Consider the following 26,681-nt stretch of genomic DNA (forward strand, 5'->3'; position numbering starts at 1 on the left):
GCTGGACAAGAACTGTGTCTGAATCGGACGAGTTCTGAACAAATTTTGTGCGTGAACTCAAAAATGGCGTTTACGCACATTCGATCCTGTGGATATTCATTGCGTTATCAACAGGTGGTGCAGTTTTTCAGCAGAAATGGGCATTCCGAACAGGAATCCTTGGCCAAAATCGCAGCCTGCGGCGATCAAAATTTCCAGTTGGGCCTCGTTTTCGACCTTTTCGGCGATGACTTTGATGTCGAGCCTGTGTGCCATCATGACAATCGCTTCGCACAGGAGCTGGTTGTCGCTGAAACTGGTGTCCAGCTTGAGGAAATCGATCTTGAAACGCTTCAGGAAATTGAGGGATGAGTAGCCGTGGCCAAAATCGTCCAGGGAGATCTGCAGGCCGGCGTCCCTGAGCGATTGCACGCGCTGTACGACTTCCCTGTTTGCCTCCAACAGCAACCCTTCCGTAACTTCGATCACCATCGATCTTGGCGAGAGCGCATGTTCTCGTAACAGCTCGAGCCAATGGTCAACGCCTACCGCCTCATGGCGGAACTGCCATGCGGACTTGTTCACGCATACTTTGAAGCTATTGCCGAAACTGGCCGCCAGGGCTGCAGCTTCCTGGAACACCCATTCACCGATGGCGGCGATGATGCCTGTGTTTTCGGCAACGCCTATGAATTCTGCCGGCTTGAGCAGGCCACGCTGTGGGTGCTCCCATCGAATCAGGGCTTCGGCCATTTCAACTTTGCCCGTGGCCAGGTTGCAGATTGGCTGGAACAGCAGTCTTAGCTCATTGTTTTTCAAGGCGCTATGCAACTCGTTGGCGAGTTCGATGCGCATCTGGCTGGCTTCCTGCATGAAGGGAGCGAAGTAGTTGAAGCGGTTGCGGCCTTGCTGCTTGGCGGTGTACATCGCCTGGTCTGCGTTCTTGATCAGCACTTCGGCATCGGCGCCATCATCGGGAAACAGGGAAATGCCAATGCTGCCCGATATATGCGCGGTCTCGTGTTTGAGCTGGAAGGGCCGGGCCAGGCTATGGAGGATTTCCTGGACGATCCTGACAACGTCGCCGGGTTCTTTGAGTTCGCTGAGAATGACTGTGAATTCATCGCCTCCAAGGCGGGCCACGGTATCGGTATTCCGTACGCATTGCAGCAATCGTTCTGCCACTTGCTTTAGCAGGATGTCGCCAAAGTCGTGGCCGAGCGTATCGTTGACGGCTTTGAATCCGTCGAGGTCGATAAAGATCAGTGCCATCGGGAGCTGGTCCCGTGCTGCTTTCTTGATGTCCTGGCGCAGGCGGTCGTTGAACATGCGCCGGTTGGGCAGGCCGGTCAGGGTGTCGAAGTTGGCCTGCTTCCAGATCGCTTCTTCTGTCGCTTTTTTCTTCGTAATGTCGGTAAACAGGGCGACGTGGCGCAATGCGTTGCCCCTGTCATCGAAGACCGTGTTGAAGCGCAGTGAAACCAGGTAATGGTCACCGCTTTTATGCTGGTGCCAGATTTCGCCTTCCCAATATCCTGTATGCGTGATGGTTTGGCGCATGCGGCTGTAGAACTTGATGTCCTGGTGGCTGGAAGTCAGCTCGTAGGCCAGGTGGCCGATGACTTCGTCGGGCGCGTAGCCGCTGATTTGGGAGAATGCAGGATTCACGGAGAGGATACGGCCTTCCGCATCGGTCACCATCATCCCCTCGCTGGCATTCTCATACATCAGGGTGGCCAGTTTGCTGGACTCTTCGTGGCGCTTTCGCTCGCTGATGTCTTCCGCCATGACGAACAGGCCAATTACTCTTCCCTGTTCGTCACGGTCTGGAACGTAGGTAATGGCGTCACAGCACTCCTGGTTTTTGCGTTGCATGCCACGTTCGAAATGCACGGTTTCTCCGGCAAATGCACGTTCAAGGTGAGGTTTGGTTTCGGCGTAAAGGTGTGGCGGCAGGGCTTGCTGCAGGCTTTCACCGCTGCCGTAAATTTCGGCAAAGCGACGATTTTTGAAGGAGTAGTGTTCATTGCGGTCCATGTAGGCAATCACGATCGGCAGGTTGTCGGCGATCAGGCGCAGGCGTTGCTCGCTGCTGGCAAGTTTTTTCTCGGTTTCAACCGATGTGGCGTAGAGGGCGCGGTAGCGGCGTTCGCGTTCTTCTGCAGCGGCAAAGGTCCGCATGGCATAAAGGATCGCGGCAACAATCAGAGTGAAGATCAGGAGCAGTGCGAGGCCAGCGATCAGGAATTGCCGTTGCGAGATGAGCGCCAGGCCAACATTCGAACTGCCGACTGTAACCACCAGGGGCAGGTTTGGCAGCTTTCGGTAGCTGGCAATTCGGGACTTCTTGTCGATAGGGCTGACGGTATCGATTGTGCCGATGGGGTTGGTGCTGAAAGCCTGGTAGACGTTTGAGTCTCGAATGTCGCGGTTGAAAGTCTGGTCGAAGAGCGGAGCGCGGGCAACGATATGGCCGTTGGTGTGGAACAGAGTGATGGTGACGTCTTCGCTGAGGCGTGAGTTTTCGAAGGTCTCTGCAAGGCGGCTGGCATCAATCGGAGCCACTATCACCCCAAGGAATTTGCCGTCAGCATCTTCAATCCTGCGACTGAGGAAGAACAATCGCGATTTTGAAATGCGACCACGCGTTGGTTCTCCGACAAACAGGCCGTTTCCAGGCTTTAGCTGGGCCTGGAAATAGTCTCGGTCCGCATAGCTGATTCCCTTGACGGCGATGTCGCGCGAACTGGCGATGGCAAAGCCGTCTGGATCCAGGAAAGTTATCCAGAAATTGCTTCCAAAAGTGGCTCCCCTTGAAGAAAGCAATCCGTCAATGGTCTGTGGCGTATAAGGCGCGACTTTGATTGCATTGGCAAAACCAAGCAAGGCGATGTCGGAAAGCTGGATTGTGCTAAGCACCTGGGCTTCGATAGCCCGTGCGTAGTGTTGGGTTTGCTGGCGGATAGCTTGCTCGCGATCGCGTGCCGAAGATGCCAGTTGCCAGGCTACGACTGCCGTGGAAAGCAGGGCGAGCATCGTCATGGTGACGAGCAATCGCCTGCGAAAGCGTCGATAGGCGTCGGTGGTCGACAAGAGCCCCTCCAGGCGAATTGCATGGAACAACTTGCTCGTTCAGTATAGGTGGAGAGTTTTGTTTACGTTAGATTAGTGTGTATACAAAGTAGTAGTGGTTGTTAACAACCCTCACTTTCTGTGGATAAGTGCACCTTGCGCAGAAAAATCAGGGGTTTACGGGCTGTATAAGCTGGCGAGTAAACCTTGCGTGAGCTGCGAACTGTTTTTGGACAATTTTGGGCGGTTTTCGGGAAGTCTTGTTTACTCACAAACGGTGCCTGTGGATATTCATAGCGTTATCCACAGCTTCGGATCAGGAGAAAGCTTGGAATCTGCGGGCCAGTTTGACTACATCATCGTGGGCGCAGGGACGGCGGGCTGTGTTCTCGCAAATCGCCTGACGCAAAATTCAACAAGACAGGTTCTATTGATTGAAGCGGGAGGGAAAGACGATTATGTCTGGATCCATATCCCGGTCGGTTACCTTCATTGCATCAATAACCCGCGCACGGACTGGCTGTTTCGCACCGAACCGGACGTGGGATTGGGCGGCCGAAGCCTGATTTATCCTCGCGGGAAGGTCCTCGGGGGCAGTTCTTCGATCAATGGCATGATCTATATGCGTGGCCAGGCCAATGATTACGACAAGTGGGCCGAGATGTGCGGCGATCCGGGCTGGCGCTGGTCGGAAGTCTTGCCGCTGTTTCGCAAGAGCGAGGATCATCACGGCGGTGCCTCGGATTTCCACGGTGTCGGCGGCGAATGGCGCGTCGAAAAGCAGCGCCTGCGCTGGGATATCCTCGATGCCTTCCGCGATGCGGCGGAACAGACGGGCATTCCAAAGATCGAGGACTTCAACCGCGGCGATAATTTTGGCTGTTCGTATTTCGAGGTGAACCAGAAGCGGGGCATCCGCTGGAATACGGCGAAGGCTTTTCTTCGTGCCGCGACCGGGCGCCCCAACCTCACCTTGATGACCGGCTGTCATGTAGAAAAGCTGGTGCTGGAGGAGGGCGTCTGCAAAGGCGTAGTCTTCACCGGCGGCGGTACACGTTGGAATGCGGGGGCCAGCGAGACCTTGCTGGCGGCAGGCGCGATCGGCACGCCGCAGATTCTCCAGTTGTCCGGCATCGGGCCTGCGGAAATGCTGTCGCAGGCGGGCGTGCGGCCAGTGCACGATTTACCCGGCGTCGGCGCCAACCTGCAGGATCACCTGCAACTGCGCATGGTCTTCAAAGTGCAAGGGGCGCGTACCTTGAATACGCTGGCCGCGAGCTGGTTTGGCAAGGCGCGCATCGGCCTTGAATATGCGCTGTTCCAGAGCGGACCGATGTCGATGGCGCCGTCGCAGATGGGCGCCTTTGCCCGTTCGGGCCCGGAACAGGCGACGCCGAACCTGGAATACCACGTACAGCCGCTTTCGCTCGAGCGCTTTGGTGAACCGCTGCACAACTTCCCTGCCTTCACCGCCAGCGTTTGCAACCTGCGTCCGACTTCGCGCGGGCATGTGCGGATCGCTTGTGCCGACTCTTATGCGCCGCCGAAGATCACGCCGATGTACCTGAGCACCGACGAGGACCGGCGCGTCGCGGCGGCTGCCCTGAACCTCACGCGAAAGATTGTTTCGGCGCCTGCATTGGCGAAATACAGGCCGGAAGAATGCAGACCCGGTGTGCATTTTCGCACCGACGAGGAGTTGGCTGAGGCCGCGGGGGCGATCGGCACGACGATTTTTCACCCGGTTGGCACCTGCAAAATGGGCCGTGCAGACGACGTTTCGGCCGTGGTTGACAGCGAATTGCGGGTTCGCGGTGTGCGCGGCTTGCGCATTGCGGACGCTTCGGTCATGCCCACTATTACTTCCGGTAACACGAATTCCCCGGTAATCATGATTGCGGAAAAGGCAGCACTTTTGTGTATGATCTAGCAAAACCGGAGAGACGCAATGTCCGACTTCATCTTGGAAACAAAGAGTTTGACCAAGGAGTTCAAGGGATTCACCGCTGTCGCCAACGTGGACCTGCAGGTCCAGCGTGGGCATATCCACGCCCTGATCGGCCCGAACGGCGCCGGCAAGACGACCTGCTTTAACCTGCTGACCAAATTCCTGGTGCCTACTTCGGGTCAGATCCTCTTTAACGGCAAGGACATTACCTCGCACAAGCCGGCGCAGATTGCGCGCATGGGCGTGATCCGTTCTTTCCAGATTTCCGCTGTCTTTCCCCACCTGACGGTGCTCGAAAATGTCCGTATCGGCTTGCAGCGCAAGCTGGGTACCACCTTCCACTTCTGGCGCAGCGAACGCACGCTGGACCAGCTGAATGGTCGCGCGATGGATTTGCTTGGCGAGGTCGACCTGGCTTCGTTTGCGGACACGCTGACGGTCGATATGCCCTACGGCCGCAAGCGAGCTTTGGAAATCGCCACCACGCTGGCGATGGAACCCGAGCTGATGCTGCTGGATGAGCCGACCCAGGGTATGGGTCACGAAGATGTCCACCGTGTGACTGAATTGATCAGGAAAGTCGCCGCCGGCCGCACTATCCTGATGGTTGAACACAATATGAGCGTGGTCTCCGGCATTTGCGACCGCATCTCCGTACTGCAGCGCGGGGCGGTGCTGGCAGAAGGGCCGTATGCGGAAGTTTCGAAGAACCCGCAAGTGATGGAAGCCTATATGGGGACTGAATCCGGGGTGGTCTCATGACGGCCGCGCTGGAGATCAGCCGGCTCCAGGCCTGGTACGGCGAGTCGCACATCCTGCATGATGTGAACCTGAACGTGAACCATGGCGAAGTGGTGACGCTCCTCGGCCGCAACGGTGCGGGGCGTACCACGACACTGCGCGCGATCATGGGCCTGACGGGAACGCGCAAGGGTTCGATCCGCATCAACGGCCAGGAAGCGATTGGTTTGTCCACGCACAAAATCGCCCACCTGGGAGTCGGCTATTGTCCCGAAGAGCGCGGCATTTTTTCTTCGCTCACCGCCGAAGAGAACCTGCTGCTGCCGCCCGCATTGAAAACGGGGCAGGGCATGTCGGTCGAAGAAATCTACGAGATGTTCCCGAACCTCAAGGAGCGCCGCATGAGCCAGGGCACGCGCCTGTCCGGCGGCGAGCAGCAGATGCTGGCGGTGGCGCGCATCCTGCGCACCGGGGCGCGCTTGCTTTTGCTGGACGAGATCTCGGAAGGGCTGGCGCCTGTGATCGTGCAAGGCCTGGCGCGCATGATCCGGACGCTGAAAGCCAAGGGCTACACGATTGTGATGGTCGAACAGAACTTCCGGTTCGCGGCGCCGCTGGCGGACCGGTTTTATGTCATGGAACACGGTCGGATTGTTGAGAGTTTTGCGTCATCGGACCTGGATGCCCGCATGCCGGTATTGACCGAGCTGCTGGGCGTTTGAAACATCAAAACTGAAAACGGAGACACTATGAAACGCAACGCCATTGCATTTGCAGCAGCCCTTTGCGCCTTTAGTGGCGCACATGCCCAGATTTCCGGCGACACCATCAAGATCGGCTTCATGACCGATATGTCGGGCGTCTATTCAGACATCGACGGGCAGGGCGGCGCTGAAGCGATCAGGATGGCGATTGCCGATGCGGGAGGCGCGATCAACGGCAAGAAGATCGAGTTCGTTTTTGCTGATCACCAGAACAAGGCCGATATCGCCGCCTCCAAGGCGCGCGAATGGTTCGACCAGCAGGGCGTGGACATGTTGGTTGGCGGCACGAACTCTGGCGCCAATCTAGCGATGGCGAAAGTGGCAGCGGATAAGAAGAAGGTCTTCATGGTCGTAGGCGCCGGCTCGTCGCGCTTGACCAACGAGGAGTGCACGCCGTACACCGTGCACTATGCTTACGACACCGTGGCTTTGGCGCGCGGCACCGGCAGCGCCATGGTCAAGCAGGGCGGCAAGAACTGGTATTTCCTGACTGCCGATTACGCCTTCGGCCACTCGCTGGAAAAGGACACGAGCGACGTCGTCAACAAGTCAGGCGGCAAGGTAATGGGCAATGTGCGCCACCCCTTCCCCGGAACTGACTTTTCGTCCTTCCTGATGCAGGCTTCTTCGTCCGGCGCGCAGGTGCTCGGCCTTGCAAATGCGGGCGGAGACTTCATCAATTCGGTCAAGGCGGCCAATGAATTCGGCGTGGCGAAGAAGATGAAGATGGCCGGCCTGCTGGTATTCATCAACGACATCCATTCGCTGGGCCTGAACGCCACCGCCGGCATGTACCTGACCGACGGCTGGTATTGGGATATGAACGACGCCACGCGTGCCTGGTCCAAGCGCTACTTTGCGAAGATGAAGAAGGAGCCATCGATGCTGCAGGCGGGCGACTACTCGGCCGCCGCGCAATACCTCGCTGCGGTGAAGGCCGTAGGGACCGATAATGCCGACAAGGTGATGGCGAAGCTGAAATCCACCACCATCAAGGACGTATTCACCAGCAACGGCGTGATCCGCCCGGACGGCCGCATGGTGCACGATATGTACCTGATGGAGGTGAAGAAGCAATCGGAGTCCAAATATCCGTGGGACTACTACAAGGTCGTAGCGACCATTCCGGGTGACCAGGCGTACATGTCCAAGGCTGAGTCCAAGTGCGCCTTGTGGAAGTAGGCTAGATGGAAATCTTCGGCCGCCCGCTACCGATGATGATGTCCCAGCTTTTGCTGGGGCTCGTCAACGGCTCCTTTTACGCCATGCTGTCCCTCGGCCTTGCCGTGATTTTCGGCCTGCTGAATGTGATCAACTTCGCGCACGGCGCCATGTACATGATGGGCGCCTTCCTCGCGTGGATCGGCATGACTTATTTCGGTATGAGTTATTGGAGCATGCTGGTGCTGGCGCCGTTGATTGTCGGCGTACTTGGCGTGGTGATAGAAAGGACCATGCTGCGCCGCCTGTACAAGCTGGACCATCTTTACGGGCTGCTGCTTACGTTCGGGCTGACCCTGCTGATCGAAGGCGGTTTCCGTTCGTTTTACGGGGTCTCCGGTCAGCCGTTCGAAACGCCTGAGGTGCTGCAGGGGGCAACGGACCTCGGCTTCATGGTGATGCCGAATTACCGCGCCTGGGTGGTGCTGGCTTCTTTGGTGGTTTGCCTGGCAACCTGGTTCGTGATCGAGAAGACCAAGCTGGGTGCTTACCTGCGCGCCGGGACCGAGAATCCGAAGCTGGTGGAAGCCTTCGGCATCAACGTTCCCTTGATGGTGACGCTGACTTATGGCTTTGGCGTCGCTTTGGCGGGCTTTGCAGGCGTCCTGGCGGCCCCAATCCAGCAAGTGACACCCTTGATGGGCTCCAATCTGATTATCGTCGTATTCGCCGTTGTGGTGATCGGAGGCATGGGTTCGATTCTCGGTTCGATCGTAACTGGCCTGGCGCTCGGCGTGATCGAAGGGCTGACGAAAGTCTTCTATCCCGAATTCGCCAACACGGTTGTTTTTTTGGTGATGGTCATCATCCTATTGCTGCGCCCTGCCGGCTTGTTCGGGAAGGAACGATAAATGAACAGGAAGCTGGGCTACTCCATCGCATTCGTGCTGGCGCTGGGTGCGCCGTTCGTCGGCTACCCCGTGCTCTTGATGAAGCTCTTGTGCTTCGCACTGTTTGCCTGTGCGTTTAACCTGCTGATCGGCTTTACCGGATTGCTGTCGTTTGGCCATGCGGCTTTCTTCGGAGCGGCGGGCTACTTCGCCGGCAACGCGTTGAAGAACTGGGGGCTGCCGTTCGAACTGAGCTTGTTGGTGGGCGTGGCTGCCGGTGCCCTGATTGGACTGGTGATGGGCGGCCTGGCGATTCGCCGGCAGGGGATTTACTTCTCGATGATTACGCTGGCGCTGGCGCAGATGGTGTACTTCGCTGCGCTGCGCTTCACCGATTTTACTGGCGGCGAAGACGGTTTGCAGGGTGTCCCGCGCGGAAGGCTGCTTGGCTTGCTGGATCTGGGCAGCGACTTGGCCATGTACTACGTGGTGCTGGGGATATGCGTCGCCGGCTTTGCGCTGATTGTTCGGACGGTGCATTCGCCATTTGGCCAGGTGCTGAAAGCGATCAAGGAGAACGAGCCGCGGGCGGTTTCGCTAGGCTACGACGTGGACAAGTACAAGCTAGCGGCGTTCATACTTTCAGCTTCCCTGGCAGCCCTCGCCGGTGCGACAAAAGCGGTCGTGTTGGGTTTTGAAACCCTGACCGACGTGCACTGGGCGATGTCCGGGCTGGTGATCCTGATGACGCTGGTGGGCGGCATGGGGACGATGGTGGGCCCCATCATCGGCGCTATCCTGATCATCTCATTGGAGAACAAGCTCGGCGACTTCGGCACCATGATGGCTGGCGCCACTGGTATCGAATGGTTCTCCACGCTCGGCGAAGCTGTCAGCCTGGTGATCGGCTTTATCTTTGTTGCCTGCGTCCTGTTGTTCCGCAAAGGAATCGTTGGCGAGATCATCTCCCGCAGCTCCCACAGCTGAGCCCGTGGCAACCTTGGGGTCAGACCCTTTGGTTGTCACGATCTCAGGTATTACGCTCAGGGAAAGCGATGATGGAACGGCTGATTGTTCTTGGTGATACACCGAAAAATTCCCCGATCTGTTGGCGGGTGTAGGCCGTCGATTGGTGTGCTCGTGCGATGGCTTCGGTTCGATTTGGATATTTGTCTGCGTATTCTTGCAAGGACAGTGCATGTTCTCTTCTGGTATTAGGGATCTGGCCGTGGAACTGGATCGGATTTGGCATGCCAATGCCTGCTAGTACGAAATCTTCATATTTTGATTTGTTGCTTGCTATGCCTTTCTGTGCGAACTGGCCGAGTATCCAGTCTGTCTCCAGCCATTCCGGTGCTGATTCTGGCGTGAGGAAATATCGATGATTGCTCCAAGGCCAGTCTGATGGATTCGCGACGAGGCGCGCGCGTACTGGATTCAGGCTGACGTATCGTGAGACTGCTAGTAGCTGTAGATTGAATTCGATAAGGATTGAATGAAATCTGCCTTGGATGACGTGGCCGGAGGTCCCATGTCTCTTGTTGAAATGCTGGCAGTACCGTGCATTCAGCATTTGCATTGCTTGCGAAAGGTTGGCTTCCGGTGTCTGGATAATGATGTGGAAGTGGTTGGGCATCAAGCAGTATCCGTGGATCTTGATATGGTGCTTCTTCACGACCTGGGCCAGGATATCAAGCCAGATGAGGAAATCGCGGTGATCCAGAAAGATGTTGGCGCGACGGTTTCCCCGCGAAGTAACGTGGTAAAGGGCGCCTTGAAATTGGATGCGTGAAGGTCGGCTCATAGGATCACCTTAATCCAAGCTGCACAAATCCCTTTGATTCGGCTCATGAATATGGTTGGGCCGGTGGCAACCAAGGGGTCTGACCCCAAGGTTGCCACGGGTCTCGGCGAGGGTATCTGTACCTGGGCTTGCGGGGGCAGATTGTTTCACGTGAAACATTGCCGTGCGCAGGATTGGAAGGGCCTACACAGCCGTCGGCGCCCCATGTGATTCAGATTTACAATATTACGTTTCCGAATTAATCTGGGGCGGGTGATGGTCGAGTATGGTTTGTTGGCGGGGGCTGCATTCGCAGCAGGATTTGTGGATGCAGTGGTTGGCGGCGGCGGCCTGATCCAGATACCAGCTCTCTTCTCGGCAATGAGCGGGACTTCCCCGGCCACCCTCTTGGGGACGAATAAGGTAGCCAGTGTGTTCGGAACGGGCGCGGCGGCGGTGAATTATGCCCGGCGCACCCGGATCGCCTGGACCACTGTTGCACCGGCGGCGATTTCCGCTTTCCTGTTTGCCTTCCTCGGCGCGTATACCGTCACCAGGATCCCGCCGGACTTCCTGCGCGGTCTTTTGCCCTTTGTGTTGTTGGCGGTGGCGATTTATACCTTCTACCGGAAGGACCTTGGCAGCGTACACGCTCCGCTGCATACCGGCACCAGGGAGAGGGTGCTGGCGATACTGGTGGGGGCGGGGATCGGATTCTATGACGGCTTCTTCGGTCCGGGTACCGGCAGCTTCCTGGTCTTCCTTTTCGTGCGCAGTTTCGGTTTCGATTTCCTTGGTGCTTCCGCCGCAGCCAAGGTGGTGAATGTGGCGTGCAATGTCGCGGCCATCTTGCTGTTCGGATTCACCGGGCACGTGATTTGGTTGCTGGGGTTGATGATGGCGGTCTGTCAGGTAGTTGGTTCGGTACTTGGCACGAAGCTGGCGCTGAAGCACGGCAGCGAGTTTGTCCGTCGCCTGTTCCTGGTTGTGGTGACCCTGCTGATCATCAAAACCGGCTATGACGCATGGTTTAAGTGATAGTGTTTCACGTGAAACAATGTTGAAGAGGGCGCCAAACGGTGCCCTTTTTTGTTTCACGTGAAACATTGCCAGCAAAAAAATCCTGCCCAAAAAATTCGCACGGTCGAAAAAACTTTATAATTCAGTTCGATCCCCAGCTTTTCCCCATTTTTACCATGTTATTTCCTACTGAATTCGACGTTATCGTTGTCGGCGGTGGTCACGCCGGTACCGAGGCGGCCCTCGCTTCGGCCCGCATGGGCCAGAAGACTCTCCTGTTGACCCATAACATTGAGACCCTGGGCCAGATGTCGTGCAACCCATCCATTGGCGGCATTGGCAAAGGCCATCTCGTTAAAGAGGTCGACGCAATGGGCGGCGCCATGGCCATCGCAACCGATGAGTCGGGCATCCAGTTCCGTATCCTGAATTCGTCCAAAGGTCCCGCTGTGCGTGCGACGCGTGCCCAGGCCGACCGCATCCTGTACAAGGCCGCCATCCGCCATCGCCTGGAAAACCAGCCGAACTTGTGGCTGTTCCAGCAGGCTGTGGATGACCTGATGGTTGAAGGCGACCGTGTGGTGGGTGCGGTCACCCAGATTGGCTTGAAGTTCCTCGGCCGTGCCGTTGTGCTGACTGCCGGCACTTTCCTGGACGGTAAGATCCACGTCGGCCTGCAAAACTTCTCGGCCGGCCGCGCCGGCGATCCGCCCGCGATCTCGCTGTCGGCGCGCCTGAAAGAATTGAAGCTGCCGCAGGGCCGCCTGAAGACCGGAACCCCGCCGCGCATCGATGGCCGCAGCATCGATTTTTCGCAAATGACCGAACAGCCGGGCGACTTGGATCCGGTGCCAGTGTTCTCCGTAATGGGTAACACCTCCATGCACCCGCAGCAATTGCCGTGCTGGATCACCCACACCAACCAGAAAACCCACGACATTATCCGTGGCGGACTGGACCGCAGCCCGATGTACACCGGCGTGATCGAAGGTGTCGGCCCGCGCTATTGCCCGTCGATTGAGGACAAAATCCACCGCTTCTCGGCCAAGGAATCGCATCAGATCTTCCTGGAGCCGGAAGGCTTGACTACCCATGAGTTCTACCCGAACGGCATCTCGACCAGCCTGCCATTCGACGTGCAGATCGAGCTGGTACGTTCGATGAAGGGCCTGGAAAACGCCCACATCCTGCGTCCGGGCTACGCTATCGAGTACGACTATTTCGACCCGCGCGGCCTGAAAGCCTCGCTGGAAACCAAGGCTATCAACGGCCTGTTCTTCGCCGGCCAGATCAACGGTACCACCGGCTACGAAGAGGCGGCGGCGCAGGGGATGCTCGCGGGTATCAATGCAGCGTTGCAAACCCAGGGCAAGGAAGCCTGGACTCCGGCGCGTTCCGAAGCCTACCTTGGGGTGCTGGTCGACGACCTGGTTACTCAGGGCGTGCAGGAACCATACCGCATGTTCACCAGCCGTGCGGAGTACCGCCTGAGCTTGCGTGAAGACAACGCTGACATGCGCCTGACAGAAATCGGGCGTAAGCTGGGCGTGGTCGGCGATGCGCAGTGGGAAGCCTTCGATCGCAAACGCGAGGCAGTAGCGCAGGAACTTGAACGCCTGAAATCGACCTGGGTCAACCCGCGCATCATCGCGGCAGCCGAGTCCGAGCGTGTGATCGGCCAGGCTATCGAACGTGAATATTCGCTGGCCGACCTGCTGCGCCGTCCGGGCGTCGGCTACGAAAAGCTGATGACCATGACCGGCAATGAAGGCCAGCCGTTGGCGGGGCCGGGCGTGACCGACGAGGCTGTCATGGAACAGATCGAGATCACCCTGAAATACTCGGGCTATATCGATCGCCAGCTGCGCGAAGTGGAGCGTCACGAGCATTACGAAAACCTGAAGCTGCCGGAAGGCTTCAACTATGCCGAGATTACGGCATTGTCGATGGAAGTGCGCCAGAAGCTGCAAAAGCATCGCCCGGAAACCCTGGGCCAGGCTTCGCGCATTTCGGGAGTGACCCCGGCCGCGATCTCGCTGCTGCTGGTGCACCTGAAGAAAGCCGGCTACGGCGGTTTCGTGACGCTGAAAGATGAGGCGGCTTGATGGCGGTGTTTGATCGCGCCGCACTGGCGCACGTACTGAAGAATGGTGTCGAAAAGCTGGACCTGGGCCTGAGCGAAGCACAGCAGGAAAAACTGCTGGACTACCTGGCCCTGCTGAACAAGTGGAACAAGGTGTACAACCTGACGGCCGTGCGCGACCCGATGGAAATGATGACCCTGCACGTCCTCGACTCGCTGGCAGCAGTGCCTGCCTTCAAGGATGCCCAGAACGTGCTGGATGTCGGGGCAGGGGGCGGATTGCCGGGCGTGGTCCTGGCGATCGCAAGGCCGGACATGAAAGTGTCGATGATCGACATCGTCCACAAGAAAACCGCCTTCCTGAACCAAGTGAAAGCAGAGCTTGAATTGGGCAATGTGACGGTGTACACGAAGAAGGTGCAGGAGCTGCAGGTTAAGACACCCTACGACGTCATCACCTCGCGGGCCTTTGCGGACCTCAGCGATTTTGTGAGCTGGTCCGGGCACCTGCTGGCAGAGGGCGGGCGATTCATAGCCCTGAAAGGTACGGCGCCGGCAGAGGAGCGGGAGCGACTGCCAGACCCATGGAAAGTGAACGAGCTACAGCCTTTGCAAGTACCAGGACTGGATGCACAGCGCCACCTGGTTTTCATCGGCAGGGTGTAACTGGCTAAACAGTATAAATAATTTTAATCGTTTATACGAAACAAATAGTATAAACGGTTTATACCGAATAAACGATTTAGACCATATAAGAAAACTCGATGGCCAAAATTTTCTGTGTAGCAAATCAAAAGGGTGGCGTAGGTAAGACTACCACGACCGTGAACCTGGCCGCCGGCCTGGCCAAACTAAATCAACGAGTGTTGCTCGTTGACCTCGATCCCCAGGGTAACGCGACAATGGGCGCCGGGATCAACAAGGCAACGCTCCAAGCTTCCACTTATGAAGTCTTGCTCGGTACTGCCGATGTAGCGACGGCGCGCGTGCGTTCGGAAGCAGGGGGCTTTGATGTGCTGCCGGCCAACCGTGAGCTGGCTGGTGCTGAAGTCGAGATGGTGCAGCTCGAGAATCGCGAGCGCCGTCTGCGCGATGCGCTGGGAGCAGCAGCTAAAGACTATGACTTCATGCTGATCGATTGCCCACCGGCGTTGTCGATGCTGACCCTGAACGGTTTATGCGCGGCGCACGGCGTGATCATTCCTATGCAGTGCGAATACTACGCGCTGGAAGGCTTGTCCGATCTCGTCAATACCATCAAGAAGGTGCATGCCAACCTGAACCCGGACCTGAAGATCATCGGCCTGCTGCGCGTGATGTTCGACCCGCGCATGACGCTATCGCAGCAAGTCTCGGCCCAGCTCGAGCAGCACTTCGGCGACAAAGTATTCAAAACCATCATTCCGCGCAATGTGCGGCTGGCCGAGGCTCCATCCTACGGCATGCCGGGCGTGACCTTCGATCCAACTTCGAAGGGCGCGCAGGCATACATCGCCTTCGGCGCCGAGATGGTTAAACGTATCAAGAAAATGTAAGCGAGCTTATCCACAATGGCTACTAAAAAAATGAAAGGCCTCGGCCGCGGCCTGGACGCCCTGCTCGGCGGCGACGAAGATCCGTCCAATCCAACTTCGCATCCGACTCCTTCTGAGATGGCGGTGCAGTTCTTGCAAGCCGGTAAATACCAGCCGCGTACCCAGATGGACGAGGGTGGTTTGGCGGAGCTCGCTTCGTCGATCAAGACGCAGGGCATCATCCAGCCGCTGCTGGTTCGTCCGGTGGGGATCGACAAGGCGACCGGTCATGTCAAATATGAAATCATCGCGGGCGAGCGTCGTTTCCGTGCAGCACGACTTGCTGGTTTGGAAACTGTGCCGGTCTTGGTGAAGGATGTGGATGACACGACTGCGGCCGCCATGGCCCTGATCGAGAACATCCAGCGTGAAGACCTGAATCCTTTGGAAGAAGCGCAAGGTATTCACCGGCTAATCACCGATTTTTCGTTTACCCATGAGCAGGCGGCGCAGGCTGTCGGCCGGTCGCGTTCGGCAGTTTCCAATTTGCTGCGCTTGCTGAACCTGGCGGAGCCGGTGCAGACCATGCTGATGGCGGGGGATATTGATATGGGGCATGCCCGTGCCCTGTTGGCGGTCGACGCGGCATCGCAAATTGCTTTGGCGAATGTTGTTGTAGCGAAACGACTGTCGGTGCGTGAGACGGAAAAACTTGTCCACAACCATATGGAGGAGGCCAAGTCCAAGCCGGCTCCTCGGGCCAAGGAGAAGTCGGGCGATATCAAGCGGCTTGAGGAAGAGTTGTCAGATGCCTTGGCCACCTCGGTGGTGTTCAAGATGGGGGCTAAAGGTCGGGGTCAGATGATCATCGACTTTGCGGACCTCGATATCCTCGATGGCGTGATTGCGCGCCTGCGCGGCTAAAACCGGTAAAGCGGTGTCTGACCCGCAGGGTCAGACACCGGTCTGCGGCTGTCGCGCGTTGCGGGTCAGACAGCGGTTTACCGGTTCTGATTACCTGCGAAGTAATCGCCAAATGCCTACCTTTTCAGCAGAATAAGTTGTTGTTAGAGCGACTTTTTGCAATGCACCACGTTTGACCTTGACGACATAAACAAACTATAATCCCGTGTCTTTGGGTCTAAAGGAATGGTGGCAAGTGAGGGATTCTTCAAGAAGTATCGCCTGGCCAGTTTTCCGCGTAGTTGCCCTGCAATTAACAATCGCCGTCCTCTTTTCCGCTACCGTGGCGCTTTTCGCCGGGGTGGATAAAGGCTGGTCCGCAGCCGTGGGCGGCGGTATGGCAGTGATCGGTAGCTTTGTCTATGCGCTGATGGTGGCGCACGGCTCCGATGATGCAAAGAAAGCATTTCGTGCGCACTTCCGCGCCGAGATGCTGAAGGTATTTGTAACGGCAGTGCTGTTTATTTGCGCACTGGTGCTGTTTAAGTCAGCCGCCTGGTTATGGCTGATCCTGGGATTCGTAGTGGCAACCCTGGCTTATTGGCTGTCGCTGCTCAAGATTTAATCAATTAAAAATTCGGACCTATGACTACTGAACATGGCGGCCACGCGGCCCCGGCAAATGCCACCGAGTATATCCAACACCACCTGACCCACAACAGCACTGGTGTAACCCCAAGCGATATCAACCTGGACACCTTCTGGATCTCCCTGGTCCTGGGCTTCGTGTTCCTGGGTATCTTCTATATGGCTTCCAAGCGCGCCACCGCCGGCGTGCCAGGCAAGCTGCAAAACTTCGTTGAATGGGTCATGGAACTCGTCAACGATACGGTCAATTCCGCATTCCACGCCAAGTCCGCTGTCATCGCTCCGCTGGCCATCACCATCTTCGTATGGGTCTGGCTGATGAACGCGATGGACTTCCTGCCGGTCGACCTGCTGCCGAAGCTGCTGAGCTACGCTGGCGTCAACTATCTGCGCGTTGTGCCTACCGCTGACGTGAACCACACCTTCGGTATGTCCATCGGCGTGCTGATCTGCATCATCGGCTTCTCGATCAAGGCCAAAGGCGCTGGCGGCTGGACCAAAGAATTGTTCACCGCACCGTTCCACGCTCACGGCACCGTCGGCACCATCCTGCTGGCCCCTGTGAACTTCATCTTCCAGATGCTGGAACTGTTCGCCAAGCCGATCTCCCTGTCGCTGCGACTGTTCGGCAATATGTACGCCGGCGAACTGATCTTCATCCTGATCGCGCTGCTGCCATGGTGGGCACAGTGGCTGCTGGGCGGTCCATGGGCAATCTTCCACATTCTGATTGTTACCCTGCAAGCGTTTGTGTTTATGGCGTTGACGGTTGTGTACCTGGCCCTCGCGGTTGAGAAGCACTAATCAGCAACTTATTCGTAGTATTTGGTTTTAGTTTTTTGGTATTTTCGTTTTTTTTAAATTAGGAGAAATCTAATGCAAGCTCTGATCGCACAAGTACAAAGCATGACCGTTCTGGCCGTAGCAATCATCGTTGGCCTGGGCGCCATCGGTACCGCACTCGGCTTCGCTATCCTGGGCGGCAAGTTCCTGGAAGCTTCGGCACGTCAGCCAGAACTGATGCCACAACTGCAAACCAAACTGTTCGTTATCGCTGGTCTGCTGGACGCGATCTCCATGATCGGCGTTGGTGTTGCTCTGCTGTTCACCTTCAACAACCCATTCCTGAACGCCGTTCTGACCGCTGCTGCTCAGTAATTAACGCTCCAACCGGGGAAACTCTTTCTAGGAGCAAGGTATGAACATCAATATGTCGCTTCTCGGCCAAATGATCACCTTCGCGGTGCTCGTTTGGTTCTCGATGAAGTTCGTATTCCCGGCGCTGAATTCTGCGCTGGATGAGCGTGCCAAGCGAATCGCAGACGGTCTGGCTGCCGCCGACCAAGGTCAGGCTTCCATGCAGCGCGCTGAAAAAGCTGCTGCAGAAGCCATGACCACTGCCCGTAATGAAGCCTCGTCGCTCGTTGCGGACGCTGAAAAGCGTGCCCAGCTGGTCGCAGAAGAAATCAAAGCAAACGCACAAGCCGAAGCTGCCCGTATCGTGGCACAAGCTAAAGCTGAAGCCGAGCAGCAAGTAACCCAGGCCCGCGAAGCTCTGCGTGGCCAAGTGGCAGACCTGGCTGTGAAGGGCGCCGAGCAAATCCTGAAGCGCGAAGTCAACGCGTCGGCTCACGCTGACCTGCTGTCTCGCCTGGCTACCGAGCTCTGATTATGGCAGAGCTCGCAACCGTCGCCCGTCCTTACGCGGAAGCCCTCTTCCGCGTAGCCCAGGCTGGCAACCTCGCGCAGTGGTCCGATCTGGTGTCCGAACTGGCCCAGATCGGTTCGCATGAAGAGGTGCTGGCATATGCCCGCAATCCAAAAGTTCTGGATAGCGATGTCATCGCAGCCATCAAGGCCTTGCTGAAATCGCCGCTCAACGCGGAAGCGAACAACTTCCTCTCGATGCTGATCGAAAACGGTCGTATCGCACTGCTGCCGGAAATCGGTGCCCAATTCGCGCTGCTGAAGAATGCAGCCGAAGGTGCGGCAGACGCCGAAATCACGAGCGCATTCGACATGAGCGAAGCCCAAGTGGCCGAGCTGATCAAGACGCTGGAAAAGAAATTCAGCCGCAAGCTCAAACCAGTCGTGACCGTCGATCCTTCGCTGATCGGTGGCGTTCGCGTCGTGGTTGGCGACGAAGTGCTGGACACTTCGGTCAACGCCAAGCTGCAGCAGCTGCGTTCCGCGCTGGTCGCCTAATCAGGCCGCCTTTCGCGACAGCTAGAGAGAAAACATTTAGGAGTTAGTATGCAACTCAACCCATCCGAAATCAGCGAGCTGATCAAGAGCCGGATCCAAGGCATTGACGGCGGCGCTGAAGTGCGCAATCAAGGCACCGTAATTTCCGTAGCAGACGGTATCTGCCGCATCCACGGCCTGTCGGACGTGATGCAAGGTGAGATGCTGGAATTCCCAGGCAACACCTTCGGCCTGGCAATGAACCTGGAGCGTGACTCCGTTGGTGCCGTTATTCTGGGCGCCTACGAGCACATCTCCGAAGGCGACACCGTGAAGTGCACCGGCCGCATCCTGGAAGTTCCAGTCGGTCCTGAACTGCGCGGCCGCGTTGTCAACGCGCTGGGCCAGCCGATCGACGGCAAAGGTCCTGTCAACGCCAAGATGACCTCCCCAATCGAGAAGATCGCTCCAGGCGTTATCGCCCGTGAGTCCGTCGGCCAGCCTATGCAGACCGGCCTGAAGTCGATCGACGCGATGGTACCAATCGGCCGTGGCCAGCGTGAGCTGATCATTGGCGACCGTCAAACCGGTAAGTCCGCCGTTGCGGTTGATGCGATCATCAACCAAAAAGGCCAGGGCATGACCTGTATCTACGTTGCTATCGGCCAGAAAGCATCGACCATCAAGAACATCGTGCGTTCCCTGGAACAGCACGGCGCGATGGAGTACACCATTGTTGTGGCAGCTTCCGCTTCGGAATCGGCAGCAATGCAGTACATCTCGGCTTACTCCGGTTGCACCATGGGCGAATACTTCCGCGACCGCGGTGAAGACGCCCTGATCGTGTACGACGACCTGTCCAAGCAAGCAGTTGCTTACCGTCAGATCTCCCTGCTGCTGCGCCGCCCACCTGGCCGCGAAGCATACCCAGGCGACGTGTTCTACCTGCACTCCCGTCTGCTGGAACGCGCTGCTCGCGTGAACGCCGACTACGTCGAAGCCTTCACCAAGGGTGAAGTCAAGGGCAAGACCGGTTCCCTGACCGCGCTGCCGATCATCGAAACCCAGGCTGGCGACGTTTCCGCGTTCGTTCCAACCAACGTGATTTCGATTACCGACGGCCAGATCTTCCTGGAAACCTCGCTGTTCAACTCCGGTATCCGTCCTGCGATTAACGCAGGTATCTCGGTGTCCCGCGTTGGTGGCGCTGCGCAGACCAAGGTCATCAAGAACCTGTCCGGCGGTATCCGTACCGACCTGGCACAGTACCGTGAACTGGCTGCGTTCGCGCAGTTCGCTTCCGACCTGGACGAATCGACCCGTAAGCAGCTGGACCGCGGCGCACGCGTGACCGAACTGCTGAAGCAGCAACAGTACTCGCCGCTGTCGATTTCCCTGATGGGCGCTTCGCTGTTCGCAGTGAACAAGGGCTTCCTGGACGACGTCGCTGTCAAGCGCGTGCTGGCTTTCGAAGCCGAACTGCACTCGTTCCTGAAGACCAAGCACTCCGCACTGCTGGCCAAGATCGAAGAAACCAAGCAACTGGACAAAGACGGCGAAGCTGCGCTGTCGGCCGCCATTGCTGATTTCAAGAAATCCTTCGCAAACTAATACCTGGTGGCCCGGTAACGGGCCACCCCGCAAAGGAGAAGGATCATGGCAGTAGGAAAAGAGATACGTGGCAAGATCAAGAGCGTAGAGAATACGAAGAAGATCACCAAGGCGATGGAAATGGTCGCCGCATCGAAAATGCGTAAAGCGCAGGATCGTATGCGCGCCGCCCGTCCCTACAGTGACAAGATTCGTAATATCGCTGCGAACCTGGCGAATGCCAACCCCGAGTACACGCACCCGTTCCTGGCTGAAGCCGGTACGGAAGCCAAGGCTGTGGGCTTTATCATCGTGACGACCGACAAGGGTCTGTGCGGTGGTATGAACACCAACGTTCTGCGTATGGTGACCAACAAGACCAAAGAGCTGGAAGCTGCGGGCAACAAGATTGAAGCAGTCGCAATTGGTAACAAAGGTTTGGGCTTCCTGAACCGCATCGGTGTACCGGTGGTCGCACAAGCTACCCAGATCGGCGATACGCCGCACCTGGAAAAGCTGATCGGCCCAGTGCAAGTGATGCTGGAGAAATTCCAGGAAGGCAAACTGGACGCCGTTTACCTGTGCTACACCAAGTTCATCAACACGATGAAGCAAGAGCCGATGGTCGAGCAGCTGCTGCCGCTGACCGCGGACAAGATGAAGGCCGATGAGCATTCCCACAACTGGGACTACATCTACGAGCCGGACGCTGCTTCCGTCATCGACGAACTGCTGGAGCGCTACATTGAAGCGCTGGTGTACCAGGCCGTTGCAGAAAACCTGGCGTCCGAGCAATCGGCCCGTATGGTGGCGATGAAAGCCGCATCGGATAACGCCGGTAATGTGATCGGCGAGCTGAAGCTGGTCTACAACAAGACCCGCCAGGCTGCAATTACCAAAGAACTGTCTGAAATCGTCGCCGGTGCGGCAGCGGTTTAAACGAATTTAACTATATTTGAAGGAACGAACATGGCTGATGGCAAAATCGTTCAGTGTATCGGCGCTGTGGTGGACGTTGAGTTCCCACGCAACGCGATGCCTAAGGTTTTTGACGCGCTGAAAATGGAAGGCTCCGAGCTGACCCTGGAAGTGCAACAGCAGTTGGGTGACGGCGTGGTCCGTACCATTGCACTGGGCTCTTCCGACGGTCTGCGTCGCGGCATGACCATCCAGAACACCGGCAAACCAATCATGGTACCAGTGGGTAAAGCTACCCTGGGCCGTATTATGGACGTGCTGGGCAACCCGATCGACGAATGCGGCCCTGTCTCCCACGAGCAAACCGCTTCGATCCACCGCGTGGCTCCTGCTTACGACGAACTGTCCCCATCCCAAGACCTGCTGGAAACCGGCATCAAGGTGATTGACCTGGTCTGCCCATTCGCTAAGGGTGGTAAGGTTGGTCTGTTCGGCGGTGCAGGTGTGGGCAAGACCGTGAACATGATGGAACTGATCAACAACATCGCTAAAGCGCACTCGGGTCTGTCCGTGTTCGCCGGTGTTGGTGAGCGTACCCGTGAAGGTAACGACTTCTACCACGAAATGGCTGACGCCAAAGTGGTTGACCTGGAAAACCCAGCCAATTCCAAAGTGGCGATGGTTTACGGCCAGATGAACGAACCTCCTGGCAACCGTCTGCGCGTGGCGCTGACCGGCCTGACCATCGCTGAGTCCTTCCGTGACGAAGGCCGTGACGTTCTGTTCTTCGTGGACAACATCTACCGCTTCACCCTGGCCGGTACCGAAGTTTCCGCACTGCTGGGCCGTATGCCTTCCGCAGTGGGTTACCAGCCTACCCTGGCTGAAGAGATGGGCCGTCTGCAGGAGCGTATTACCTCCACCAAGACCGGTTCGATCACCTCGATCCAGGCCGTCTACGTTCCAGCGGACGACTTGACCGACCCATCCCCAGCAACCACCTTCGGCCACCTGGACTCGACCGTCGTTCTGTCCCGTGACATCGCTGCCCTGGGTATCTACCCTGCAGTTGACCCACTGGATTCGACCTCCCGCCAGCTGGACCCGCTGGTTGTGGGCGAAGAGCACTACAACACCGCACGTGCCGTACAGGGCACCCTGCAGCGCTACAAAGAACTGCGTGACATCATCGCGATTCTGGGTATGGACGAACTGGCTCCGGAAGACAAGCTGGTCGTTGCTCGCGCACGTAAGATGCAGCGTTTCCTGTCCCAGCCGTTCCACGTTGCTGAAGTGTTTACCGGTTCCCCAGGTAAGTACGTTTCGCTGAAAGACACGATCAAGGGCTTCAAGATGATCGCTTCCGGCGAACTGGACCACCTGCCAGAACAGGCCTTCTACATGGTTGGTACCATCGAAGAAGCCATCGAAAAAGCCAAGAAACTGGGCTAATTCGATTGTCGTAGCGGCCTCGTAACGGGGCCGCTATAGCTACAGAGGATAAACATGGCAAACACTATTCACGTTGATGTGGTTTCGGCCGAAGAGCAGATCTTCTCGGGCGAAGCGACTTTCGTGGCGTTGCCGGGCGAGCAGGGCGAGCTGGGTATCTACCCTAAGCACACCCCGCTGATCACCCGTATCCGTCCGGGCGCGGTGCGCATCCAGGTTCCAGGCCAGGCAGAAGAAGAGTTCGTCTTCGTCGCCGGCGGCCTGCTGGAAGTGCAGCCAAACGCTGTGACGGTCCTGGCTGACACCGCGATCCGTGGTCATGACCTGGATGAAGCCAAGGCAGAAGCCGCCAAGAAACTGGCGGAAGAATCCATGGCCAACAACAAGACCGGCATCGACTACGCGAAAGCACAAGCGGAACTGGCAGCGGCTATCGGCCAGCTGGCAGCAATCGCAAAACTGCGCAAGGTTAAGGGCTAATCCCTTTTTCCCGCAGCAATGGAAAGGCAGCTTCGGCTGCCTTTTTTTATTGCATGTGCGGCAGCCACATTCCCATCGCCGCACCAAAGATTCCGACGCCCATCGCTACTGTCGCCACCAACAGCGTCGCCGCCATGGCGGGTCTGGCCAGGCTGATGCGGCTGGCTTGTGTGCGGAAGTAGAGCTCGAGCACCGCCAGCGGCAGCAGGTATTGCGCAAACGCCAGCACGTCGAGGAAAGAGCCGCGGAAAGCAACCGGATCAAATCCAACCGGCCCGCCGTTGATGACCAGCCATCCCATCAGGCCGATACGAAAGAACCACACCGCGCTGACGGCCATGAACAGCCGCAGTGCCCAGCGGCGATGGCTGTCGAAGCGCCTCGCACGCGCCTCGCGCACCGTCATGAACGCAAACGCCAGCACCAGCAGCGCGTCGATAGTCATTCCGGCATGCATGGCGGCGCCGCCGACCGTTCCGCGCGTGACCATCATCAGCATCCCAGCAAGGCTCGAAACAACAGCAAGCGTCACGTAAACGCGCCCGTTCCAGCGGTGCAGACGAGGCGCTGCGCTGCGCAGTTGCGGCACCAGTTGCAGCAATCCGCCGCCGATAATCACTACCGCAAACGCAAGGTGCATGAACAGCGCAGCGTTCCCCAGCGAATCGCCCGGCACGAAGCCCTTTGGCAGTACCTTGTTCACGGCTTCCGGGTGGCCTTGCACTATCGCGCGGCCATGAAAGCCCAGGATGTACAGCACGAACAGCAATTGGCCAATCGTGGTCACGGCGAACCAGAAGGCAGTCGCAAGCTTCAATGCCTGTTCGGGACTGGCTCGGCGCAGGGACGGGACGGTTGTGGATGCAGCAGTTGTCATGGTGGGTCCTTTTCGGGTTAAGTTGACTGCTCCACCTTAGACGCGCGCGTGCGGCTGTGAAACCGCGAAGGGGGAATCCTGCGACGAATGACGGTTTGCAGGGGTTGAATCACGAACGCGAAGCGATTATCTTGCTTGCATGCCCAATAGCCCCGCCATCTCGGCAAGTATCCTGCCGCGCCGACTCCCGACACTTCGGCAGGCAGCCGTTGCCCTGTTTATCGCGCTGCAATTGTCCTGGGGATTAAAGGCACTGTTTTCCACAGCCTTCCTGCCGGTGTTCGCACGCATCGGCTTTATTGGCGCTGTATTCCTGTTCGTGTTTTATGGCACTGTGCGGCGCCACGCGGCAGTGCGCCTGCTGGCCATTGCGCTGCTGGCGCCAGTAGCTTCGATGATCACTTTCATCGTCGCGGAATGGCCGAACGTCGGGAGATACCTGGAAAAGGTGGAGGGCGCGGGTGCCTTCGTCGTCCTGACGCTCGTCTCCTGGATCTGTGGCCTCACTTCTGCGTCGATTGCACTGCGCTTCGAGCGCGTGGCTCGCGAACGGGCCGAACGCGCGCGGGCTGCGAGCGAGAAAGACGCCTTGGAACGCAGCCTGCTCGATGCGCGCCTGCGCCTCTTGCAGGCGCAGATCGAGCCGCACTTCCTGTTCAATACGCTGGCAAATATCCAGGCCCTGGTCGAAACAGGTTCACCCAATGCAGCACCAGTGCTGCGCCACTTGATCAATTACTTGCGCGCGGCAGGCCAGCATCTGGCCGACGCAGACGCTACCCTGGGCCGAGAGCTGCAGCTGGTCGAGGCCTACCTGGCGCTGATGCGAATGCGCATGCCCGACAGGCTCGAATACGCGCTATCGGTCGCACCAGGACTGGCCGAACTGCGCTTCCCCGCGATGGCCTTGCTGACGCTGGTTGAGAACGCCGTGCGCCACGGAATCGACCCCACCACCGACGGCGGACGGATCGACATCGGCGCCGCGCGCGACAGCGCCACTGGCACCGTTAAAGTCTGGGTGGCAGACACCGGCGCCGGCATGCCGGAATCGGCCGCGCCGGGGGCTGGCCTCGCCAATGTACGCACGCGCCTGAGGGCCACCTTTGGCGACACGGCGCGGCTTGACCTGCATGAGGTCGCGCCGCACGGCCTGCGCGCCGAATGCCATTTCACCGCAAGGGAAACCGAATGCATGCCATCACCGCCCTGATCGCCGACGATGAACCATTGCTGCGCCAACACCTGCGCGCGCAACTGCAGCGCATCTGGCCCGAGTTGAACATCCTCGACGAGGCACGCAACGGACACGAGGTGCTCGAGCTGTTCGAAGTCCACCAACCGGATGTGGTGTTCCTCGACATCCAGATGCCTGGCTTGAACGGAATCGAGGCAGCGCGGGGTCTGGCGCGCCGCGCCCACCTGGTTTTTGTCACGGCATTCGAGCAGTACGCAGTCCAGGCGTTCGAACAGGGCGCCATTGACTACCTGGTCAAGCCGCTCGACCCGGAACGCCTGGCCGACACTGTCGGACGTTTGAAGCAGAGGGTGGCGCATAGCCAGATCGACCACGCCGCATTGGAATTGGCGCTCGGCCGCGTTGCGCAAGCAATGGGCAAACAGCCAGCACGTGCGTGGCTGCAATGGATCAAGGCTTCCGTCGGCTCCAGCGTTCGCCTTATCCCTGTCGACCAGGTAGCCTACATTCGCGCAGAAGAAAAATATACCCTCGTCGCCTGGGACGAAGGTGAAGCGCTGATAAGGAAAAGCATCCGGGAACTGACCGAGGAATTGGACCCTGCGCGGTTTGTGCAAACCCACCGCTCGGTGATCGTCAACCTGAAGTACGTTCGTGAGATGGTGCGCGGCATGAACGAAACGGCCGAACTCCACCTGCATGGCCGTAGCGAATCGCTACCAGTAAGCCGCAGCTACCTGCACCATTTCAGGCAAATGTAGAATCAAGAAACTGTCGAAAGAGGGAAACGCAATGACCACCATCTTCATCACCGGCGCTGCGGGCGCCCTTGGCAGCGCTGTTGCGCGAGCCTTCGACGCCGCAGGCGCCAACACCGTCCTGATAGGCCGGGATACAGCGCGGCTGGAAGCGGCTTGCGGGCCGGCCAGCGAGCGCCGTATGCTGGCCGTTGCCGACCTGCGCGATGCATCATCAGTCGCCGCAGCCGCACGCGCTGGCGCCGAGCGCTTCGGCCGCATCGATGCCCTCTGCAATATCGCCGGCGGCTTCGCAATGGGAACACCGGTGCATGCGACCACCGATGCCCAATGGGATGAACTGTTTGACCTGAATGTGCGCAGCCTGCGCAATGCGATCGCCGCTGTGGTGCCTGGCATGCTGGACGGGCAGGGCGGCAAGATCGTCAACATCGCCTCCGGCTCCGCGCGGCAGGGCCTCGCGAATATGGGTGCCTACTGCGCCAGCAAGGACGTGGTGATACGCCTGACCGAATCGATGTCTGCCGAGCTTCGCGGACAGGGCGTCAACGTGAACTGCGTCCTTCCCGGCACCATCGATACCCCGGATAACCGTGCCTCAATGCCCAATGCCGACCGCAGCAAATGGGTCACGCCAGAAGCATTGGCCGATGTGATCCTGTACCTGTGCAGCCCATCAGCCCGAGCCATTCACGGTGCGGCGATTCCCTGCACTTGA

Annotated in this window: 26 protein-coding genes; 23 read left to right on the forward strand and 3 right to left on the reverse strand. The window is 58.0% G+C overall.

All coding sequences use genetic code 11. The features are described from left to right. Positions 1-96 precede the first annotated feature (96 nt). A complete protein-coding gene (locus ACWBU6_RS01760; RefSeq protein WP_452647174.1) occupies positions 97-3,072 on the reverse strand; it encodes a bifunctional diguanylate cyclase/phosphodiesterase in 2,976 nt (991 codons plus the stop codon). Between the two features lie 307 nt (positions 3,073-3,379). On the opposite strand from ACWBU6_RS01760, the gene ACWBU6_RS01765 reads away from it, so the two are divergent. Genes ACWBU6_RS01765 through ACWBU6_RS01790 form a run of 6 tightly spaced genes read left to right on the forward strand, consistent with a single transcriptional unit; the run spans position 3,380 to position 9,542 of the window. Next, a complete protein-coding gene (locus tag ACWBU6_RS01765) occupies positions 3,380-4,981 on the forward strand; it encodes a GMC family oxidoreductase (RefSeq protein WP_452649511.1) in 1,602 nt (533 codons plus the stop codon). Positions 4,982-4,999: 18 nt separating this feature from the next. Then, complete coding sequence (locus ACWBU6_RS01770; protein WP_452647175.1) at positions 5,000-5,761, forward strand: ABC transporter ATP-binding protein; 762 nt, start codon at positions 5,000-5,002, stop codon at positions 5,759-5,761. Then, on the forward strand, positions 5,758-6,462 hold the full coding sequence (locus ACWBU6_RS01775; RefSeq protein WP_452647176.1) for an ABC transporter ATP-binding protein: 705 nt from the start codon (positions 5,758-5,760) through the stop codon (positions 6,460-6,462). Before ACWBU6_RS01770 ends, ACWBU6_RS01775 begins: the two co-directional genes overlap by 4 nt. A 27-nt stretch (positions 6,463-6,489) precedes the next feature. Beyond that, a complete protein-coding gene (locus ACWBU6_RS01780) occupies positions 6,490-7,686 on the forward strand; it encodes an ABC transporter substrate-binding protein (protein ID WP_452647177.1) in 1,197 nt (398 codons plus the stop codon). Between the two features lie 5 nt (positions 7,687-7,691). Next, the gene (locus tag ACWBU6_RS01785) at positions 7,692-8,576 is read left to right on the forward strand and encodes a branched-chain amino acid ABC transporter permease (protein WP_452647178.1); all 885 of its coding nucleotides are present in this window, start codon (positions 7,692-7,694) and stop codon (positions 8,574-8,576) included. After that, positions 8,577-9,542 carry a branched-chain amino acid ABC transporter permease gene (locus ACWBU6_RS01790; protein WP_452647179.1) on the forward strand — a complete coding sequence of 322 codons (966 nt, stop codon included), beginning with the start codon at positions 8,577-8,579 and terminating at the stop codon, positions 9,540-9,542. It abuts the gene before it with no gap. Between the two features lie 43 nt (positions 9,543-9,585). On the opposite strand, the gene ACWBU6_RS01795 is transcribed toward ACWBU6_RS01790, so the two are convergent. After that, positions 9,586-10,359, reverse strand: a complete 774-nt coding sequence (locus tag ACWBU6_RS01795) for an REP-associated tyrosine transposase (RefSeq protein WP_452647180.1) — start codon at positions 10,357-10,359, stop codon at positions 9,586-9,588. A 255-nt stretch (positions 10,360-10,614) separates the two neighbouring features. Here ACWBU6_RS01795 and ACWBU6_RS01800 point away from each other — a divergent pair, with 255 nt between their 5' ends. From ACWBU6_RS01800 to ACWBU6_RS01865, 14 genes are all read left to right on the forward strand, one after another. Next, positions 10,615-11,376: a TSUP family transporter gene (locus ACWBU6_RS01800; protein WP_452647181.1), complete on the forward strand. Its 762-nt coding sequence runs from the start codon at positions 10,615-10,617 to the stop codon at positions 11,374-11,376. A 158-nt stretch (positions 11,377-11,534) separates the two neighbouring features. Beyond that, positions 11,535-13,463: a tRNA uridine-5-carboxymethylaminomethyl(34) synthesis enzyme MnmG gene (gene mnmG, locus ACWBU6_RS01805; RefSeq protein WP_452647182.1), complete on the forward strand. Its 1,929-nt coding sequence runs from the start codon at positions 11,535-11,537 to the stop codon at positions 13,461-13,463. Next, on the forward strand, positions 13,463-14,107 hold the full coding sequence (rsmG, locus tag ACWBU6_RS01810) for a 16S rRNA (guanine(527)-N(7))-methyltransferase RsmG (protein ID WP_452647183.1): 645 nt from the start codon (positions 13,463-13,465) through the stop codon (positions 14,105-14,107). The genes mnmG and rsmG overlap by 1 nt, the downstream gene beginning before the upstream one ends. Before the next feature lie 98 nt (positions 14,108-14,205). Then, entirely contained in the window at positions 14,206-14,976 is a 771-nt protein-coding gene (locus ACWBU6_RS01815; RefSeq protein WP_452647184.1) for a ParA family protein, read from the forward strand. Between the two features lie 15 nt (positions 14,977-14,991). Next, on the forward strand, positions 14,992-15,879 hold the full coding sequence (locus tag ACWBU6_RS01820; RefSeq protein ID WP_452647185.1) for a ParB/RepB/Spo0J family partition protein: 888 nt from the start codon (positions 14,992-14,994) through the stop codon (positions 15,877-15,879). 235 nt (positions 15,880-16,114) lie between these two features. Continuing rightward, the gene (locus ACWBU6_RS01825) at positions 16,115-16,483 is read left to right on the forward strand and encodes an ATP synthase subunit I (RefSeq protein ID WP_452647186.1); all 369 of its coding nucleotides are present in this window, start codon (positions 16,115-16,117) and stop codon (positions 16,481-16,483) included. A 20-nt stretch (positions 16,484-16,503) separates the two neighbouring features. Next, positions 16,504-17,310 carry a F0F1 ATP synthase subunit A gene (gene atpB, locus ACWBU6_RS01830; RefSeq protein WP_452647187.1) on the forward strand — a complete coding sequence of 269 codons (807 nt, stop codon included), beginning with the start codon at positions 16,504-16,506 and terminating at the stop codon, positions 17,308-17,310. A 72-nt stretch (positions 17,311-17,382) separates the two neighbouring features. Further along, positions 17,383-17,664, forward strand: a complete 282-nt coding sequence (gene atpE, locus ACWBU6_RS01835; protein ID WP_130316276.1) for a F0F1 ATP synthase subunit C — start codon at positions 17,383-17,385, stop codon at positions 17,662-17,664. Between the two features lie 40 nt (positions 17,665-17,704). Then, a complete protein-coding gene (locus ACWBU6_RS01840) occupies positions 17,705-18,175 on the forward strand; it encodes a F0F1 ATP synthase subunit B (protein ID WP_452647188.1) in 471 nt (156 codons plus the stop codon). A 2-nt stretch (positions 18,176-18,177) separates the two neighbouring features. After that, positions 18,178-18,711, forward strand: a complete 534-nt coding sequence (locus ACWBU6_RS01845; protein WP_130316274.1) for a F0F1 ATP synthase subunit delta — start codon at positions 18,178-18,180, stop codon at positions 18,709-18,711. A 48-nt stretch (positions 18,712-18,759) separates the two neighbouring features. Beyond that, the gene (atpA, locus tag ACWBU6_RS01850; protein ID WP_452647189.1) at positions 18,760-20,301 is read left to right on the forward strand and encodes a F0F1 ATP synthase subunit alpha; all 1,542 of its coding nucleotides are present in this window, start codon (positions 18,760-18,762) and stop codon (positions 20,299-20,301) included. A gap of 45 nt (positions 20,302-20,346) precedes the next feature. Then, entirely contained in the window at positions 20,347-21,219 is an 873-nt protein-coding gene (gene atpG, locus ACWBU6_RS01855; protein WP_452647190.1) for a F0F1 ATP synthase subunit gamma, read from the forward strand. Between the two features lie 30 nt (positions 21,220-21,249). Then, positions 21,250-22,650, forward strand: coding sequence for a F0F1 ATP synthase subunit beta (gene atpD / locus ACWBU6_RS01860; protein ID WP_374583112.1), 1,401 nt, complete (start codon positions 21,250-21,252; stop codon positions 22,648-22,650). A gap of 54 nt (positions 22,651-22,704) precedes the next feature. Then, complete coding sequence (locus tag ACWBU6_RS01865; protein WP_452647191.1) at positions 22,705-23,130, forward strand: F0F1 ATP synthase subunit epsilon; 426 nt, start codon at positions 22,705-22,707, stop codon at positions 23,128-23,130. Positions 23,131-23,176: 46 nt separating this feature from the next. On the opposite strand, the gene ACWBU6_RS01870 is transcribed toward ACWBU6_RS01865, so the two are convergent. Continuing rightward, entirely contained in the window at positions 23,177-24,007 is an 831-nt protein-coding gene (locus tag ACWBU6_RS01870; protein WP_452647192.1) for a DUF2306 domain-containing protein, read from the reverse strand. Positions 24,008-24,146: 139 nt separating this feature from the next. On the opposite strand from ACWBU6_RS01870, the gene ACWBU6_RS01875 reads away from it, so the two are divergent. Genes ACWBU6_RS01875 through ACWBU6_RS01885 form a run of 3 tightly spaced genes read left to right on the forward strand, consistent with a single transcriptional unit; the run spans position 24,147 to position 26,681 of the window. Further along, positions 24,147-25,220, forward strand: a complete 1,074-nt coding sequence (locus ACWBU6_RS01875) for a sensor histidine kinase (RefSeq protein ID WP_452647193.1) — start codon at positions 24,147-24,149, stop codon at positions 25,218-25,220. Continuing rightward, a complete protein-coding gene (locus tag ACWBU6_RS01880; protein ID WP_452647194.1) occupies positions 25,199-25,966 on the forward strand; it encodes a LytR/AlgR family response regulator transcription factor in 768 nt (255 codons plus the stop codon). The genes ACWBU6_RS01875 and ACWBU6_RS01880 overlap by 22 nt, the downstream gene beginning before the upstream one ends. Before the next feature lie 31 nt (positions 25,967-25,997). Continuing rightward, positions 25,998-26,681, forward strand: a complete 684-nt coding sequence (locus tag ACWBU6_RS01885) for an SDR family NAD(P)-dependent oxidoreductase (protein ID WP_452647195.1) — start codon at positions 25,998-26,000, stop codon at positions 26,679-26,681.

The sequence above is a fragment of the Pseudoduganella sp. HUAS MS19 genome (assembly GCF_053615455.1).